The sequence below is a fragment of the Streptomyces sp. NBC_01267 genome (genome assembly GCF_036241575.1).
GTDB lineage: Bacteria > Actinomycetota > Actinomycetes > Streptomycetales > Streptomycetaceae > Streptomyces.
This window is the reverse complement of sequence record NZ_CP108455.1, coordinates 963996-978224: the sequence shown is the minus strand read 5'-3', so window position 1 is coordinate 978224 and position 14229 is coordinate 963996. Positions and strand designations below refer to the sequence as shown.

Genomic DNA, 14229 nt, shown 5'->3' with positions numbered 1-14229 from the left:
CCACGCCTCCAACCTCAACGGTCAAAGTTCGGTGGCAGGAACGTACCGGTGGTCAAAGTTCAGTGGCAATCGAACGAGATTCGCTGTCACAGGACAGCGGTTTCGAGTGCATTGCTAAAAGAACAGTTCCGATATATCGTTGACGCATCGCGACAGATCAACGATGGAAGGAAGTGAGCGCGATGCGTTCCCATGGACATGGAAACGGCGGCCCCGGCCATCAGGGTCGGGGTGACTTCGAAGGGCGTCGGGGGGCCTTCGGTCCGTTCGGCCCTCCGTTCGGCGGCCCTTTCGGCGGGCGCGGCGGCAGGGGCGGACCCAGGGGCAGGGCGCGCCGCGGTGACGTGCGTGCGTCGATCCTGGCTCTGCTCAAGGACCGGGCCATGCACGGCTACGAAATGATTCAGGAGATCGGCGAGCGCAGTGGCGGGGCCTGGCGCCCCAGTCCCGGTTCCGTCTATCCGACGCTTCAGCTGCTCGAGGACGAGGGGCTGATCACCAGCGAGAGCGAGGGCGGCAAGAAGCTGTTCACGCTCACCGGGTCCGGGCGCACGGCGGCCGACGAGGGGCCCGACGCCCCCTGGGAGGACGCGGCGGGGCGCGGTGGCGACTGGGAGACGATGAACGAGGTCCGGCAGGCCGGATTCGGTCTGATGGAGGCGTTCGGTCAGGTCTGGAGGACCGGTACGCCCGAGCAGCGCAAGAAGGCGATGGCCGTCATCGGGGAGTCCCGGAAGAAGCTCTATCTGATCCTGGCCGACGAGGACTGAATCGGCCGGCCCGGCCCTACCCGGCGGATGCCCGTACGGGGCCGGCCCGGCCCCACCCGGCGGATGCCGGTACGCGGATGGCGCCCCACGGAGATCCGTGGGGCGCCATCCGCCGTGCGGGGTCGAGCGGTCAGGTGACCAGTCCGGCGAGTTTGCGCAGCGACTCGTGGAGCGCGGCGGTCGCCGAATCCTTGAGCTTGCCCGCCATCAGCGACACGGCCGCGCCGGTGAACTCTCCGTCGATGCGGACCAGGGTCGCGTCGCCGTCCGCCGTGAGCGAGTAGCGCATCGCGAGGTTGACGCCCATCGGTCCCTTGCCACGGGTGACCAGCAGCGCCGTGGTTTCCAGCTGGTCGACCGTCCAGTTCACCTCCGCGGGGAAGCCCATCAGTTTCATGTTCTCCTCGTAGGTGGCCCCGACCGCGAGCTCGGCCGGGCCGCCCTTGGGGAAGCTGGTGTGTGTGGCGTTCCACTCGCCGTACGAGCTGAAGTCGGTCAGCTGGGTCCACACCTTCTCGGCCGGTGCTTCGATCCGAGCCTCGGCGCTGACTTCGGCCATGCGACCACCCCTTCTCGTCGGGTTGCGATGTCGCGGAACGTAGCCGCTGGGCCGAGAACATTCAATACTGATGAAGCGTCAGATCTGCCAGATCTCGGCGGAATCGAACCAGTCGGAGGCCCGGGGGCGTGCGCTCTCGTCATGGCAGTGGAAAGCTGCCCAGAAGAGATCGCCGGGCAGCGCGTCGTGCGGGGCGTAGACCCGGTACACGTACTGCATTCCGTCCCTGGCGAGCAGCGCGACCATCCACAGGGGCAAGTTTCCTCCGTCTCGTGGTGGGCCTGGGGTCCTGTCGAAGTGAGACGGATTCGGGCGGGTCGTGGTTGCGAGGGGGAGCGTGGCAAGGCGGCGCGCACCTCTTTGGCGTGAAATCGCCATCTCATCCGTAAGGAGGATGGCTCGGGAGCCCGTGCCCAACTTCTGTCGGATGCCCAAATGCTTCCCGCCGGGGATGTTCCGCGCGGAGGAGTCTGGTGAGCTGGAAGATGTGCATAGCCCTACCCGGCCGGATGACCAGCCCGCCCCGTCCCGTGCCGACATCGAAGCCGGACTCACCGTGGAGCTGGCGACGGTCGTGGCAGGTGCACGTCGACGTGCGCTGCGGGACGGCGACCACCAGATCGACACGGCCCACCTGCTGCATTCGGTGATCGAAACGGATCCCGCGGTGCGGGCCGCCTTCGACGGCGGCCCGCAGGTTGCCAAGGTGCTGGGCTATCTCGTCCAGCGCAGTATTGGTTACGGGCTGCGCTGGCAGGGTTCGGTGGAGGACTCGGGTGCGGTTCCCGTGGTGGCCGAATCCGGTGTGGCGGGGTGGTCGCCCGCAGCGGTCGTGGCGATGGAGGGCGCACTGGAGCGCGCCGGGACGCGTGGGGACCGGCAGGTGAGCGGCCTTGATCTGCTGGCCGCGCTCGCGAGCGACCGGGACTGCCGTGCCGTCGAGGTGCTGGGCCGGGCAGGGGTGGACGCGGAGGTGCTGGCGGGGCGGCTCGGCAAGGGCGAAACCTGACGCCCACATCAAGGGCGAAACCTGACGTCCACATCAAGGGCGGAACCTGACAGGCGCATCGGTGGTGACGCTCCTGACCCCACCTGTCATGATGTGCCGATGCACGCGTCTCAGGGGAAGAGCGTCGGCCTGGGACTCGCCCTGGTGTCGGCCTTCGCATTCGGTGGGTCAGGTGTCGCGGCCAAGCCGCTGATCGAAGCGGGGCTCGACCCGCTGCACGTCGTGTGGCTGCGGGTGGCCGGGGCCGCCCTGGTGATGCTGCCTGTCGCCTGGCGCCGCCGGGATCTCGTACGGCGCAGGCCCGCGTTGCTCCTCGGGTTCGGGCTGTTCGCGGTCGCGGGTGTGCAGGCCTGCTACTTCGCCGCGCTCTCCCGCATCCCGGTGGGTGTCGCCCTGCTCATCGAATACCTTGCGCCCGCCCTCGTGCTGGGCTGGGTCAGGTTCGTCCAGCGCAGGCCGGTGACGCGTGCCGCGGCCGTCGGTGTGGTGCTCGCCGTCGGCGGTCTCGCCTGCGTCGTGGAGGTCTGGTCGGGGCTGAGTTTCGATGCCGTCGGGCTGTTGCTCGCCCTGGGGGCGGCCTGCTGCCAGGTCGGCTACTTCGTGCTGTCCGACCACGGCGGCGACGGCGAGAACCGGGTCGACCCGCTGGGTGTCATCGCCTACGGACTGCTCGTCGGCACCGCCCTGTTGACGGCGGTCGCCCGGCCGTGGCAGATGGACTGGTCGCTGCTCGCGGGCCGTGCGGACATGAACGGCACGGCGGTTCCCGCCTGGCTGCTGCTCGGCTGGATCGTGCTGATCGCCACCGTCGTCGCGTACGTCTTCGGGGTGGTCTCGGTGCGCAGGCTCTCCCCGCAGGTGGCGGGGGTGGTGGCCTGCCTGGAGGCGGTCATCGCGACCGTCCTCGCCTGGGTGCTGCTCGGCGAGCATCTCTCCGCGCCGCAGATCATCGGCGGGGCAGTGGTGCTGTTCGGCGCGTTCATCGCGCAGTCGTCCGCGCCGAAGGCGCCTTCGGGGCCGGTGGCCGGTGGATCTCCTGCGGGGACGACCGAGTTGCCCGTCGGACCGACGGCGTCCCGGACCGACCGGACGTAGAACTACCGGCCGGATCCAGTGGGTCGAAGAGCACTACACTGCCCGCATGCATCTCACCGTCCTTCCGCCCCCCGCCGCTTAGCGCGGGCGGCTGCACTCTCTGACGTAGACCGGGCTCGGGGTGTTCCCGAGCGGTTCGTCGCTGCCCGCGTGCGGAGTTCAGCGACCACCACCCCTGTCTTTCACGTGGAGAAGTACGTGACATCTCGGTCGAATGCTGCTCCCTGCCTGTCCGTCGGGCGGAGCCTCACCTATCTGACCATCGCCGGAGCGGCCTGGGGGACAGCCGGGGCGGCTGCCTCGCTGCTCTACCGGGCCAGCGATCTCGGACCCGTCTCCCTGACCTTCTGGCGCTGCGCGGGCGGGCTCGTGGTGCTGCTCGCCGTGCAGGCGCTGCGCCGCCCGCGCACGGTGACCGGGCCCGCCGAACCACGCGCACGCCTGGTCCTGCGCATCGCGGCCACCGGGACCGCGTTCACGCTCTTCCAGGCCGCCTACTTCGCGGCCGTCCAGGACACCGGACTCGCGGTGGCCACCGTCGTCACACTCGGCGCCGGGCCCGTGCTCATCGCCGTCGGCGCGGGGCTGACGATGGGGGAGCGGCTGGGGGCCGGCGGGATCATCGCCGTCGCGGGCGCGCTGGGCGGCCTCGTGGTGCTGGTCCTGGGCAGCGGAGGCGGGGCCGTGCGCCCGGCCGGTGTCGGCTGGGCCCTGCTCTCGGCCGCCGGATACGCGGTCATGACCCTGCTGACGCGCCGCCTCGGCCGGGACGGCGGCGGTGACCCGCTGTCGACGACCACCTGGTCACTCGCGGTCGGCACGCTCTGCCTGCTGCCGCTCGCCGTGGTCGAGGGGCTGCTGCCGCACACCGTCGAACTGGGCACGGTGGCCGGGCTGCTGGCGTACGTGGCGGTCGTCCCCACGGCTCTCGCCTACGCCCTCTACTTCGCGGGGGCCGCCGTGGTCCGGTCGGCCACCGTCTCGGTGATCATGCTCATCGAGCCGGTGAGCGCGGCGGTGATCGCCGTCTCGCTGCTGGGTGAGCCGCTCACGGCGGCCACCGTGTCCGGCACCCTGCTGCTGCTCGCCGCGGTCGCCGGACTCGCGTACGGGGAGATGCGGGCGGCGTCCCTGGCCCGCCGTCAGTCGTTCCCGGTCTGACGGCATTCCCGAGGAGCGCCCGCGGCTGCGGGAGCGCCCGCGTTCCTACCTGAGGTACCCGGGCAGTGCGACGGCCGGGTCGAGGTCTCCGGACGGGACGGGCGCGCCGTAGCCGCGGGCCAACGGCACCACGCCCGCCCAGTGCGGCAGCGAGAGGTCCGCGGGCTCGTCGTTGGGGTCGCCGGTGCGGATCTTGACCGAGACCTCGTCGAGGTCGAGGCGGACCACGGCGGTCGCGGCGAGTTCCTTCGCGTCGGCCGGGCGTGAGTCGGCGGAGCGGCCGGGGACGACGTGGTCGACGATCGTGTCGAGCGCGGTGCGCTGCTCCTCCGGGTCGGTGACCTGGTAGGCCGTGCCGTGGACCACCACGGAGCGGTAGTTGATCGAGTGGTGGAAGGCGGAGCGCGCCAGTACCAGACCGTCGACATGGGTGACGGTCAGACAGACGGCGAGGCCCGGGTCGGGCGCCCCGGCCGCCCGCAGCGGGCGCGACCCGGTCGAACCGTGGATGTACAGGCGCTCGTCCCGCCGCGCGTACAGCGTGGGCAGTACGACGGGAGCGCCGTCGCGGATGAAGCCGAGGTGGCAGACGTAGCCCTCGTCGAGTACGGAGTGAACCAGTTCGCGGTCGTACGAGGCGCGCTCCCGCGAACGGGTGGGGACGGTGCGCTCGGTGGGCCGGTAGGAGGAAAGCTCCGGCATGACGTTCTCCCTTGCGTTCTTTATTGCACTAGTGCATAGTTGGCTTTGTGCTAGGAGAATATGGGATCGAAGGTCACCGTGCAATGGACATTGCTGCGAGCGTGGAGCGCGCGATCGGTGCCGGTGTGCTCGCTCCGGGCCAACCGCTGCCCCCGCTAAGGGAGTTGGCGACCGATCTCGGGGTGAACCCGAACACCGTCGCCTCGGCGTACCGGCTGCTGCGCGACCGCGGGGTGATCGAGACGGCAGGGCGCCGGGGCAGCCGGGTGCGCCCCCGGCCCGCCAGTACGGCGCGTGAATCGATCCGGATCGAGATCCCTGCCGGGGTGCGGGACGTCGCGGCGGGCAATCCCGACCGGGCTCTGCTCCCCCCGCTCGCCCCGGCCCTGGCGGCAGCGGCGGCGCGCAGCGACCAGGAGCCCGTGCTGTACGGACAGGAGGCCGTCGAGCCGGAGCTGGCACGGCTCGCCCGTGCCGCGTTCGTCGCCGACGGGGTGCCGGACGGCCCGGTCGCCGTACTCTCCGGGTCGCTCGACGCGATCGAGCGCGTCCTGGCCACCCGTCTCAAGCCGGGTGACGCCGTCGCCATCGAGGACCCGGGCTGGGGCGCTCTGCTGGATCTGGTCCCGGCGCTGGGGCTGCGCGCCGTTCCGATGGCCCTCGACGACGACGGCCCGCTGCCCGAGGAGGCGGAACGCGCGCTGCGGGAGGGTGCCCGCGCGATCGTGGTCACCGCCCGCGCGCAGAATCCGACGGGTGCCGCAGTCGGCGCCGCCCGTGCGCGGCAGCTCCGCGCCGTCCTCCGGGACCACCCGGACGTGCTGCTCATCGAGGACGACCACGGCCACGGCATCGTGGACCTGCCGCTGCATCCGCTGGCGGGCTGCACGGACAACTGGGCGTTCGTGCGGTCGACTTCCAAGGCCTACGGTCCCGACCTGCGGCTCGCCGTACTGACCGCGGACCCCGTCACCGTGGACCGGGTGCGGGGCCGCCAGCGGCTCGGCCCGGGGTGGGTCAGCAGGCTGTTGCAGTACGCGGTCGTGCAGCTGTGGACGTCGGGGGCGGTCGATGTCGCCGAGGTCTCCCGGGCGTACGGGCTGCGCAGGGACGCGCTCGTACGGGCGCTGCGCGAGCGGGGCGTCGCGGCGCACGGCCGCAGCGGGATGAATGTGTGGGTGCCGGTACCCGACGAGACCGGGGCGGTGGCCCGGCTGCTGCACGCGGGCTGGGCCGTCGCCCCCGGGGCGCGCTTCCGGATGGCCGCACCTCCCGGAGTGCGTCTCACGGTCTCCACGCTGACTCCGGACGACATCGGCCCGGCCGCCGACGCCGTCGCGTCAGCGGCCGGGACCGCACCCGGCAGGCGTTACGACTGATCCGTGGTGGAGGCCCGGCCGGGCCTGCGCGGGCGGCTCTGGGTGAGTGCCGCTCCCGCGACGACGACGAGGGCGCCGACCGGCGTGTTCCAGCTGAGGCTCTCGCCGAGCAGCACCGCGCCGGCCGCCGTGGCGATCACCGGGATGAAGTAGGTGACCATCTGGGCGGTCGTCGGGCCGACTTCGGCCACCAGGCCGTACTGCAGCAGCAGGGCGACACCCGTGCCGAGCGCCCCGAGCGCCGCCACCGCGAGCAGGGGAGCCACCGGGAACGAGGTCGGCGCCGACGTGAACATCGGGGTGACCACGGCCAGTTGGGCGGTCGCGACGAAGAGCTGGGAGCCGGTGACCGCGAGGTTGGAGCTTCCCGTACCGGCCAGCGTGCGCCGTACGTAGATCCAGCCGATCGGGTAGCAGAGCGAGGCCAGCAGGGCCATCGCGGTGCCCCGGAGATCCAGTCCGGAGAAGCCCTGCCAGACGCCCAGCACGGTCAGCACGCCGAGGAACCCGAGGCCGAGCCCGGCGACCCGGCGCCGGGTGGGACGGTCCTCGGAGAGCGCGACCAGGGACAGTGCCATCCCCCAGAGCGGCGAGGTGGCGTTGCAGATCCCGGCGAGCGTCGAGGGGGCGGTCTGCTCCGCGTAGGCGAAGAGCGAGAACGGTGCGGCGTTGAGCAGGAGCGCGGCCACACCGAGATGCGCCCAGGTGCGCCCGCCGCGGGGCAGCCGTTCGCGCTTGACGACGATGGCCGCGGCGAGCACGGCCGTGCCGAAGAACAGCCGGCCGAAGGTGACCTGGAACGGGGCGTAGCCGTGGGTGCCCACCTTGATCAGCAGGAAACTGAATCCCCAGATGAGCGAGAGCGCGGCGAAGCGGACGCGCCAGTCGACGGCGGGGCGGCGCGTGGCGGAGGGCGGTGCGATGACCGGCGCTGACACGGTCCTGGGCGGAGTCGCGATGCTCATGCGCACCACTCTGGCGCGATCAATTTCTTAGCACAAGCGAGACTGTGTGGAGTGATTCGATTAGCATTGCTTACATGTTGAATCTGGAGCGTTTGCGTACTCTCGATGCCGTGGCCCGGCACGGCTCGGTGAGCGGGGCGGCCGACGGGCTGCACGTGACCACGTCTGCGGTCTCCCAGCAACTGGCCAAGCTGGAGCGGGAGGCCGGGCAGCCGCTGCTCGCCAAGAACGGCCGGGGGGTGCGGCTCACCGACGCGGGGCGGCTCCTGGCCGACCACGCCGCGCGGATCCTGTCCCAGGTGGAGCTCGCTCAGTCCGATCTGGAGGCACAGCGCGGCCGGGTCGTGGGGGAGCTGCGGATCTCCGCCTTCCCCACGGCCGCCCGGGGCCTCCTCCCCGCCGTGCTCACCGCGCTCCGCGACCGGCACCCGCAACTGACCGTCTGCTCGCAGGAGCTGGAGGGTGAGGACGGGGTGCGCGGTGTGGTGCGCGGGGATCTCGACGTGGCCGTGGTCCTCGACTGGTACAACAAACCGACGCCGATGCCGGAGGGGATGGCGAAGCGCGACCTCTTCGACGACATCGCCGACCTCGCGGTCCCCGCCCGCCATCCGCTGGCCGGCTCGGCGGTGGTGGACCTGGAGGAGTTCGCGCAGGACGAGTGGATCACCTGGCCGGAGGGTGAGTTCTGCCGTGAATGGCTGATGCTCACCCTGGGCGGCAAGGGGTTCGAGCCGAAGATCTCCCATGTCGCGGGTGAGCACCCCACCCAGCTGGCGCTGATCGAGGCGGGCCTCGGCGTCGGCGTGGCGCCGAGGCTCGGGCGCGGCCCGTTGCCCGAGGGGGTGCGCGCCGTTCCCGTACGGGACGCGCTGCGGCGGCACGTGTACGCGGTCTGGCGCGCCGACGCCGACCGCAGGCCGTCCATCAGGGCGGCGGTGGACGCGCTGTACGAGGCCGGGCAGGCGCTGGGCGGTCAGCCGAGCTGAGTGAGCTTGCGGAAGTCCCAGGAGACGACGGCGTCCGGGGTCAGCCGCAGCCAGGCGTGCCTTCCGTCGTACGGCATGACGTCCATGCCGAAGTTCTTCCGCGCGAACAGGCGCTCCGGGGCGTCGAGTTCGGAGCACTGCTCGCCCGTGCGGGGTGCCTCGCCGACGAAGACGGCGGTGCCCGAGAGTTCCACGCCGCGCAGTTCGCCGTACTCCTCGCCGTCGTCGACGACGACGGCCAGACGCGGATCGGCCGACAGCTGTGACCAGCGGCGGCTGCGGGTCAGGGAGTACAGCCAGAGCGACGTGCCGTCCCAGAGGAACCAGAGCGCGCCGATGTGCGGCCGTCCGTCGGCCGAGACGGTGGCCACCCGGCAGGTGCGCTGCTCGGCGAGGAAGGTGTCGCGCTCCGCGTCCGTCATCATGATCCGGCGGCCTCTGCGCTGTGCGACGGTCATGGGCGTCTCCTCCGCGTGCCCGGTGCCTGTCCGGCGTCCGAGTCCGGCGCCGGCGTGCCCGGGGTGCTTGTGTCTGACGGTGTGTCAGGAATCATGGAGTCTCTTCCCTCATGACGCAATGGGGGTTAGCCTCACGCGCCCCGGCCCGGTGGGCGGCCGTCACGAGAGACGAGGGACCCATGCCGTCGTTGGAACAGCTCGCGCAGCAGCTCGATCCCGCCACGGCGGTACTGCTCACCGTCGAGTGCCAGGAGGGCGTCGTCGGCCGGGACAGCGCGCTGCCCGAACTGGCCGAGGAGGCAAGGGCGTCGGGAGCCCTGGCGAACGTCGCCCGGCTGGTCGCCCGCGCACACGAGACCGGTGTGCAGGTGATGCACGCGGTGGCGGAGCGGCGTCCCGACGGGCGCGGCGCCAACCGCAACGCCCGCCTCTTCAAGGCGGCCGGACGCCTGCCCGTCCAGCAGCACACGGGCACGAAGGCGGTCCGCGTCGCCGAGCCCGTGGCGGTGGCGGACGAGGACCTCGTCGTACGACGGCTGCACGGCCTGTCGCCGCTCGCCGGTACGGACGTCGACGCGCTGCTGCGGAATCTGGGCTGCCGCACGCTGATCGTCACCGGCGTCTCGGCGAATGTGGCCATCCCCAACGCGGTGTTCGACGCGGTCAATCTCGGTTACACGGTGGTCGTGCCCGCGGACGCCATCGCGGGGGTGCCCGCCGACTACACCCCCGCGATGATCCGCAATACGCTCGCGCTCGTCGCCACGGTCACCTCGACCGAGGACGTACTGGCGAGCTGGAAACAGGCCGGGCCCGCGCCGCGAACCTGACCGCGACCTTGGCGTCCGTCCGCACGGCGCCCGCGACCTTGGCGTTCGTCCGCACGGCGCCCGCGACCTTGGCGTTCGTCCGCGCGGCACCCGCCACCTCTGGTGCTCAGATCTTCAACGACCGCTTGAAGAAGTCGAGTTCCAGCAGCAGGAGCTTGTCCGCCACCCCTTCCCCGGTCACCAGGTGCCCCGTGGGCAGCGGGAGCACGGTGTGCGGCCGGCCGGCGGCGAGCAGCGCGGCGGACAGCCGGAGGGTGTGGGCCGGGGCCACGTTGTCGTCGGCCAGCCCGTGCACCAGCATCAGGGGCCGGGTCAGCCGGTGGGCGTGGGGGAGCAGGGAGGAGCGCTCGTACCCTTCGGGCCGGACGTCCGGATGGCCGAGGTACCGCTCCTCCCAGTACGTGTCGTACAGCCGTCGGTCGACGGGCGGTGCTCCCGCGACCGCCGCGTGGAACACATCGGGCCGGTGCAGCACGGCGCCCGCGGCCAGGTACCCGCTGAACGACCAGCCCCGGATGGCCACTCGCCCCAGGTCCAGCGCGTCGTACCGCTCCGCAGCCGCGTGCAGCGCGTCGATCTGGTCCTCCAGCACGGGCCCCAGCCGGTCCCCGACGATGCCCCGCTCCCACGCGACACCGCGCCCGGGGGTGCCGCGCCCGTCCGTGGCCAGTACGGCGAAGCCCTGCTCCGCGAACCACTGGCCCACGGCGGTGTACCAGGCGCGCGCCCTGGTCACGACCTGCATGCCGGGTCCGGCGTACGGGAAGAGCAGGACCGGCAGCCTGCCGCCCGGCGCGTACCAGGACGGCAGGTGCAGACGGCTGCGCAACTCGCGCTCACCGAGGGCGAGATGGACGGGCTGCGGGGTGACCAGTGGCTCCTCGGTGAGGACGCCGATCCGTCCGGACGGCTGCCCGCCGTGCAACACGGTCACGGTCTGGCCGTCCTCCGTCCTGCTGTCGAGGACGACGGTGTCCCCGCCGACGGCGGCCGTGTGCACGCCCGGTCCCTCACTCAGCCTCACGAAGCCCGGCTCGCGGGAGGGGTCGTAGCACCAGACATGGACCTCCGTAGGGTCCTCGCTCGCTGTGAACCAGACCTGTGCCCCCACCGTGCCCAGCACCTCGCGGACCTGCAGCCCCGCCGGGCTGACGACGCTTCCGATCCGGATCGCCCGGGTATCACCGCACACCTGGGGCAGTACCGGCACCCCGGCGGCGGTGTGCCGGGGCGCGCCCGGCGGGCACGTCACCCAGGCCTCGTCGGTCTGCCGGGCCAGCACGTCGAAGTCGCCGGTCGCGGGTGCGACGGCGACGATCCACAGGGTGCGCTGGTCGCGGGTCTGCAGGCTGACGACCGGGCCGGCGCTCTCCCAGTCCGCGGTGACGACGTACTCGAAGGCGGGAGCGTTCCACGCGCCGGGCACGTCGGCCTCGGGCGCCGCACGCGGCAGCCGGACGGGAGTGTGTTCTCCCGCCACCGTGGTCAGCAGCAGCGTGGTCTCGGCGTTGGGGGTGCCGGCCGCCGGGTAGCGGATGCAGCGGGGCGGCTCCTGCGGGTTCGCGGCATCGGCGATGTACCGGCGCTGCACCATCGAGGCGTCGACGCGGGCGACGAGCAGCGCGTCGCTGTCCGGCGACCACCAGTACCCGCGCGACCGGCCGATGGAAGCCACGGCGGCGTAGTCGGGAAGTCCGTACGTCACATCGGGGCACTCGGGGGCGGCGAGGAGCCGGTCGCCGGTCCCGTCGGTCCCCACGACCCGCAGGGCGCCGCCGGTGACGTAGGCGATCAGGGTTCCGTCCGGGGAGGGCCGGGGAGCGGTCGCCGGGCCCGCGGTGGGGATGCGGCGGGGTGCGCCGCCGCCGGTGTGCACCGTCCACAACTCACCGCCGAGTACGTAGGCCACGACCCGGACCTCCAGGTCCGCCGCGTACGAGGTCACACCCGGGGACGGCGCGGCCGGTTCGGCGAGCGGGCGTTCCTGTCCGTTCTCGTACAGCCAGAGCAGGTTGCGCGGGTCGGAGCCGGAGGCGGAACGCACGAACAGCACGCGCTCGCCGTCCGGGGAGACGGTGAAGTCCCTGGGAACACCCAGGGTGAAGCGGCGGGTTCTGGCGAACTGACGGGGAAATCCGTTGCGGTCCATGGGCTCCGTGTTTCTGTTGTCGTGGTTCCTGCCGCTGATCGCCGTCGAGTGCGGGCGGCGCTGCTGCGGGCATGGGAAGACGGTCGTCGGCGTACTGGTTCCAGGCGTCGACGACCTGTTGCGGGATCTGTTGCGGGTGGAACTGCGCGCGGCGAAGGCCCGTTACGGGAGACTGTCCGGATCGCCGGATCGCCGGATCGGCCGACAGGGCCGCGCGTGACCGCGTCACGAGGCGGTCCGTGCCGCGCACCGGGCCAGGAAAGGTGGGGTGATGCGGCGTTTTTCGAGCCCCGACATCTTAGCCTCGATCCACCGATCCGTGCCTTGTGGATAACGTCTCGGAAAACGAAGAAGTGCCTTGTGACCTGCGATGATGGGAGTTCTTCAGGCTTCCAGCACGCACAATCAGCAAGGCACTTCCGAGATGCAAGTTTCCCACACGCGGGCGGCGGTCTCCGCTGCCTTCGATGACGCGAACCTGATCGCGCATGCCGGGCTGGTTCCGGTGATGCGGCTGGCCGAGCGGTGCGGTCTGCCCCGGCTGGTGAGGGAGAAGGTGAGGCTGACCGGGACGAAGAACGGCGCGGGTGCCTCGGCGGACGCCAAGGTCACCAGCATCGTGGGCGGCATGGCCGCAGGGGTCGAGGCATCATGCCCGCGATCGCCAGACGCGGAGCCCGGCATGGCACAGGACCGTGGGCCTACCGCTGGGCTGTGGAACGGAACGGTCGTATCGCACCGCAAACGCCCTCGTCAGCCTTTGTCGGCGGGCGAGGAGGCCGACAACACCGCATACCGCAAGGGGCGTGCCCGTGTGGAGCATGCAACCGGCCGGATGAAGGGTTTGAGCGTCGGCTTGCGGAACCCTTCCGTGGTGGGCCACGTCTTCTCTGCTGAAGATCATGGTCGTAGGAGAGGATGCAAGGTGAGTGACCGCGAGCGGGGCCAGGACACCGAACCCGCGCCCACCGGAGACGCTCCCTGGTGGGCAGGGCTCGGGCCGACCGGAGGAGTGGTCCTCATCGTGAGTGGGATAGGGCTGCTGCTGTGGCTGATCCTGCGCGGAGGCACTGCTGACGACGACTGGTCCCACTACTACGGGGCCAGCAAAATCCTGGCCATCGGATGCGTCATTGCCGGCACGACACTCCTGGCTCGCCGCCGCGGCTAAGAGGTCCTAACAAAGGCGTTGGACGTGGCGGTGGGTGATGAGGCAGGTGGCGAGGCCGAGGAAGGCTTCGTGGATATCGTCGCGTCGTTCCCAGCGGATGCGGAGGCGTCTGAAGCCGTGGAACCAGGCAATGGTGCGCTCGACGACCCAGCGGTGAACGCCCAGGCCGGAGCCGTGTGGGACTCCACGGCGGGCGATCACCGGTTTGATGCCCAGGGCCCGGACCAGGCGGCGGTACTTGTCGTGGTCGTAGCCGCGGTCGCCGAGCAGGGTGTCAGGCCGTCGGCGGGGTCGTCCGACGAGTCCCGGGACCGATGGGATCTTCGCGAGCAGGGGTATCAGCTGGGTGACGTCGTTGCGGTTCCCGCCGGTCAGGGACACCGCGAGTGGGATGCCCTGACCATCGACGAGGATGTGATGCTTGCTGCCCGGCCGTGCGCGATCGACCGGGCTGGGACCGCTTTTGGGCCCCGCCGCGCGGCCCTCACATGGAAGGAGTCGATCACCGCCCGGGACCAGTCGAGCTGTTTCGCCGCTCGGAGCCTGGCCAGCAACACGACGTGGAGCCGGTCCCAGACTCCGGCCTCGTTCCATGCGGCAAGCCGCCGCCAGCACGTCATGCCCGAACCGAAGCCCAGCTCCTGAGGCAGGTACTCCCACTGGATCCCGGTATGCAGCACGAACAGGATCCCGCACAGCGCCTGCCGGTCCGGCACCCTCGGCCGCCCGGCCACCAGCTTCGGTCCCGACTCCGGTAACAACGGCTCGACCAGCGACCACAGTTCATCCGAAACGATCCACGGACGCGACTCCCTCTTCCCCACGAACAGACCAACGAGCAACCAGGCCGACAGTCACACCATCGAAGACTTCTGTTAGGACCTCTTAGCGGGAGAACGGGGGCTGGGTCCATGGTTCGCAAGGACGCACGGGCCCTGGTCACCACGGCGTACGGATTCCGGTCACCAGGGCCTGCGCCCGCGAGATGATCG

General features: G+C 71.2%; 16 protein-coding genes. 9 read left to right on the top strand and 7 right to left on the bottom strand.

All coding sequences use genetic code 11. From position 1 onward, the window contains the following. Nucleotides 1–182: 182 nt before the first annotated feature. A complete protein-coding gene (locus tag OG709_RS04610) occupies nt 183–770 on the top strand; it encodes a PadR family transcriptional regulator (RefSeq protein WP_250300833.1) in 588 nt (195 codons plus the stop codon). A 130-nt stretch (nt 771–900) separates the two neighbouring features. On the opposite strand, the gene OG709_RS04605 is transcribed toward OG709_RS04610, so the two are convergent. Continuing rightward, the gene (locus OG709_RS04605) at nt 901–1329 is read right to left on the bottom strand and encodes a type II toxin-antitoxin system Rv0910 family toxin (protein WP_250300832.1); all 429 of its coding nucleotides are present in this window, start codon (nt 1327–1329) and stop codon (nt 901–903) included. A 78-nt stretch (nt 1330–1407) separates the two neighbouring features. Further along, nucleotides 1408–1587: a hypothetical protein gene (locus OG709_RS04600; protein WP_250300880.1), complete on the bottom strand. Its 180-nt coding sequence runs from the start codon at nt 1585–1587 to the stop codon at nt 1408–1410. Between the two features lie 193 nt (nt 1588–1780). On the opposite strand from OG709_RS04600, the gene OG709_RS04595 reads away from it, so the two are divergent. The 3 genes from OG709_RS04595 to OG709_RS04585 all read left to right on the top strand — a co-directional run bounded on the left by OG709_RS04595 (nt 1781) and on the right by OG709_RS04585 (nt 4594). After that, nucleotides 1781–2338 carry a Clp protease N-terminal domain-containing protein gene (locus tag OG709_RS04595; protein ID WP_406116469.1) on the top strand — a complete coding sequence of 186 codons (558 nt, stop codon included), beginning with the start codon at nt 1781–1783 and terminating at the stop codon, nt 2336–2338. A gap of 99 nt (nt 2339–2437) precedes the next feature. Beyond that, nucleotides 2438–3433 carry an EamA family transporter gene (locus OG709_RS04590; RefSeq protein ID WP_250300830.1) on the top strand — a complete coding sequence of 332 codons (996 nt, stop codon included), beginning with the start codon at nt 2438–2440 and terminating at the stop codon, nt 3431–3433. Between the two features lie 198 nt (nt 3434–3631). After that, nucleotides 3632–4594, top strand: coding sequence for a DMT family transporter (locus tag OG709_RS04585; protein ID WP_329164922.1), 963 nt, complete (start codon nt 3632–3634; stop codon nt 4592–4594). A 45-nt stretch (nt 4595–4639) separates the two neighbouring features. Here OG709_RS04585 and OG709_RS04580 read toward each other — a convergent pair whose 3' ends face one another. Then, the gene (locus OG709_RS04580) at nt 4640–5296 is read right to left on the bottom strand and encodes a pyridoxamine 5'-phosphate oxidase family protein (protein ID WP_329164920.1); all 657 of its coding nucleotides are present in this window, start codon (nt 5294–5296) and stop codon (nt 4640–4642) included. Between the two features lie 47 nt (nt 5297–5343). On the opposite strand from OG709_RS04580, the gene OG709_RS04575 reads away from it, so the two are divergent. After that, nucleotides 5344–6675 carry an aminotransferase class I/II-fold pyridoxal phosphate-dependent enzyme gene (locus OG709_RS04575; RefSeq protein ID WP_326695257.1) on the top strand — a complete coding sequence of 444 codons (1332 nt, stop codon included), beginning with the start codon at nt 5344–5346 and terminating at the stop codon, nt 6673–6675. Here OG709_RS04575 and OG709_RS04570 read toward each other — a convergent pair. Then, nucleotides 6666–7640 (bottom strand): DMT family transporter, encoded by a 975-nt coding sequence (locus tag OG709_RS04570; RefSeq protein WP_326695258.1) that lies wholly within the window; start codon nt 7638–7640, stop codon nt 6666–6668. The two genes, OG709_RS04575 and OG709_RS04570, sit on opposite strands and share 10 nt — an antisense overlap. A 74-nt stretch (nt 7641–7714) precedes the next feature. Here OG709_RS04570 and OG709_RS04565 point away from each other — a divergent pair, with 74 nt between their 5' ends. Continuing rightward, nucleotides 7715–8629, top strand: a complete 915-nt coding sequence (locus OG709_RS04565) for a LysR family transcriptional regulator (RefSeq protein ID WP_250300825.1) — start codon at nt 7715–7717, stop codon at nt 8627–8629. Here the strand turns inward: OG709_RS04565 and OG709_RS04560 are convergent. Further along, on the bottom strand, nt 8617–9087 hold the full coding sequence (locus tag OG709_RS04560; RefSeq protein ID WP_266644116.1) for a pyridoxamine 5'-phosphate oxidase family protein: 471 nt from the start codon (nt 9085–9087) through the stop codon (nt 8617–8619). The two genes, OG709_RS04565 and OG709_RS04560, sit on opposite strands and share 13 nt — an antisense overlap. Before the next feature lie 179 nt (nt 9088–9266). Here OG709_RS04560 and OG709_RS04555 point away from each other — a divergent pair, with 179 nt between their 5' ends. Further along, a complete protein-coding gene (locus OG709_RS04555; protein WP_326695260.1) occupies nt 9267–9917 on the top strand; it encodes a cysteine hydrolase in 651 nt (216 codons plus the stop codon). A 106-nt stretch (nt 9918–10023) separates the two neighbouring features. On the opposite strand, the gene OG709_RS04550 is transcribed toward OG709_RS04555, so the two are convergent. Next, the gene (locus OG709_RS04550) at nt 10024–12066 is read right to left on the bottom strand and encodes a S9 family peptidase (RefSeq protein ID WP_329164915.1); all 2043 of its coding nucleotides are present in this window, start codon (nt 12064–12066) and stop codon (nt 10024–10026) included. Here OG709_RS04550 and OG709_RS04545 point away from each other — a divergent pair. Together OG709_RS04545 and OG709_RS04540 are read left to right on the top strand one after the other, a co-directional pair. After that, entirely contained in the window at nt 12065–12286 is a 222-nt protein-coding gene (locus OG709_RS04545; protein ID WP_329164913.1) for a hypothetical protein, read from the top strand. The two genes, OG709_RS04550 and OG709_RS04545, sit on opposite strands and share 2 nt — an antisense overlap. A 153-nt stretch (nt 12287–12439) precedes the next feature. Continuing rightward, complete coding sequence (locus OG709_RS04540) at nt 12440–13237, top strand: hypothetical protein (protein WP_329164911.1); 798 nt, start codon at nt 12440–12442, stop codon at nt 13235–13237. A gap of 6 nt (nt 13238–13243) precedes the next feature. Here OG709_RS04540 and OG709_RS04535 read toward each other — a convergent pair. Further along, nucleotides 13244–14061, bottom strand: a protein-coding gene (locus OG709_RS04535) for an IS5 family transposase (protein WP_405688316.1) whose coding sequence is annotated in 2 segments (ribosomal slippage) — nt 13244–13729 and nt 13732–14061 — 816 coding nt in all. Because the reading frame shifts where the segments join, the coding sequence is not laid out codon by codon here. Nucleotides 14062–14229: the final 168 nt, after the last annotated feature.

Coding starts and splice junctions, on each gene's coding strand:
- OG709_RS04590 (WP_250300830.1), top strand. CDS start 2,438: ATGCACGCGTCTCAGGGGAAGAGCGTCGGCCTGGGACTCGCCCTGGTG.
- OG709_RS04595 (WP_406116469.1), top strand. CDS start 1,781: ATGTTCCGCGCGGAGGAGTCTGGTGAGCTGGAAGATGTGCATAGCCCT.
- OG709_RS04565 (WP_250300825.1), top strand. CDS start 7,715: ATGTTGAATCTGGAGCGTTTGCGTACTCTCGATGCCGTGGCCCGGCAC.
- OG709_RS04580 (WP_329164920.1), bottom strand. CDS start 5,296: ATGCCGGAGCTTTCCTCCTACCGGCCCACCGAGCGCACCGTCCCCACC.
- OG709_RS04540 (WP_329164911.1), top strand. CDS start 12,440: ATGGGAGTTCTTCAGGCTTCCAGCACGCACAATCAGCAAGGCACTTCC.
- OG709_RS04610 (WP_250300833.1), top strand. CDS start 183: ATGCGTTCCCATGGACATGGAAACGGCGGCCCCGGCCATCAGGGTCGG.
- OG709_RS04570 (WP_326695258.1), bottom strand. CDS start 7,640: ATGAGCATCGCGACTCCGCCCAGGACCGTGTCAGCGCCGGTCATCGCA.
- OG709_RS04560 (WP_266644116.1), bottom strand. CDS start 9,087: ATGACCGTCGCACAGCGCAGAGGCCGCCGGATCATGATGACGGACGCG.
- OG709_RS04545 (WP_329164913.1), top strand. CDS start 12,065: ATGGGCTCCGTGTTTCTGTTGTCGTGGTTCCTGCCGCTGATCGCCGTC.
- OG709_RS04605 (WP_250300832.1), bottom strand. CDS start 1,329: ATGGCCGAAGTCAGCGCCGAGGCTCGGATCGAAGCACCGGCCGAGAAG.
- OG709_RS04555 (WP_326695260.1), top strand. CDS start 9,267: ATGCCGTCGTTGGAACAGCTCGCGCAGCAGCTCGATCCCGCCACGGCG.
- OG709_RS04550 (WP_329164915.1), bottom strand. CDS start 12,066: ATGGACCGCAACGGATTTCCCCGTCAGTTCGCCAGAACCCGCCGCTTC.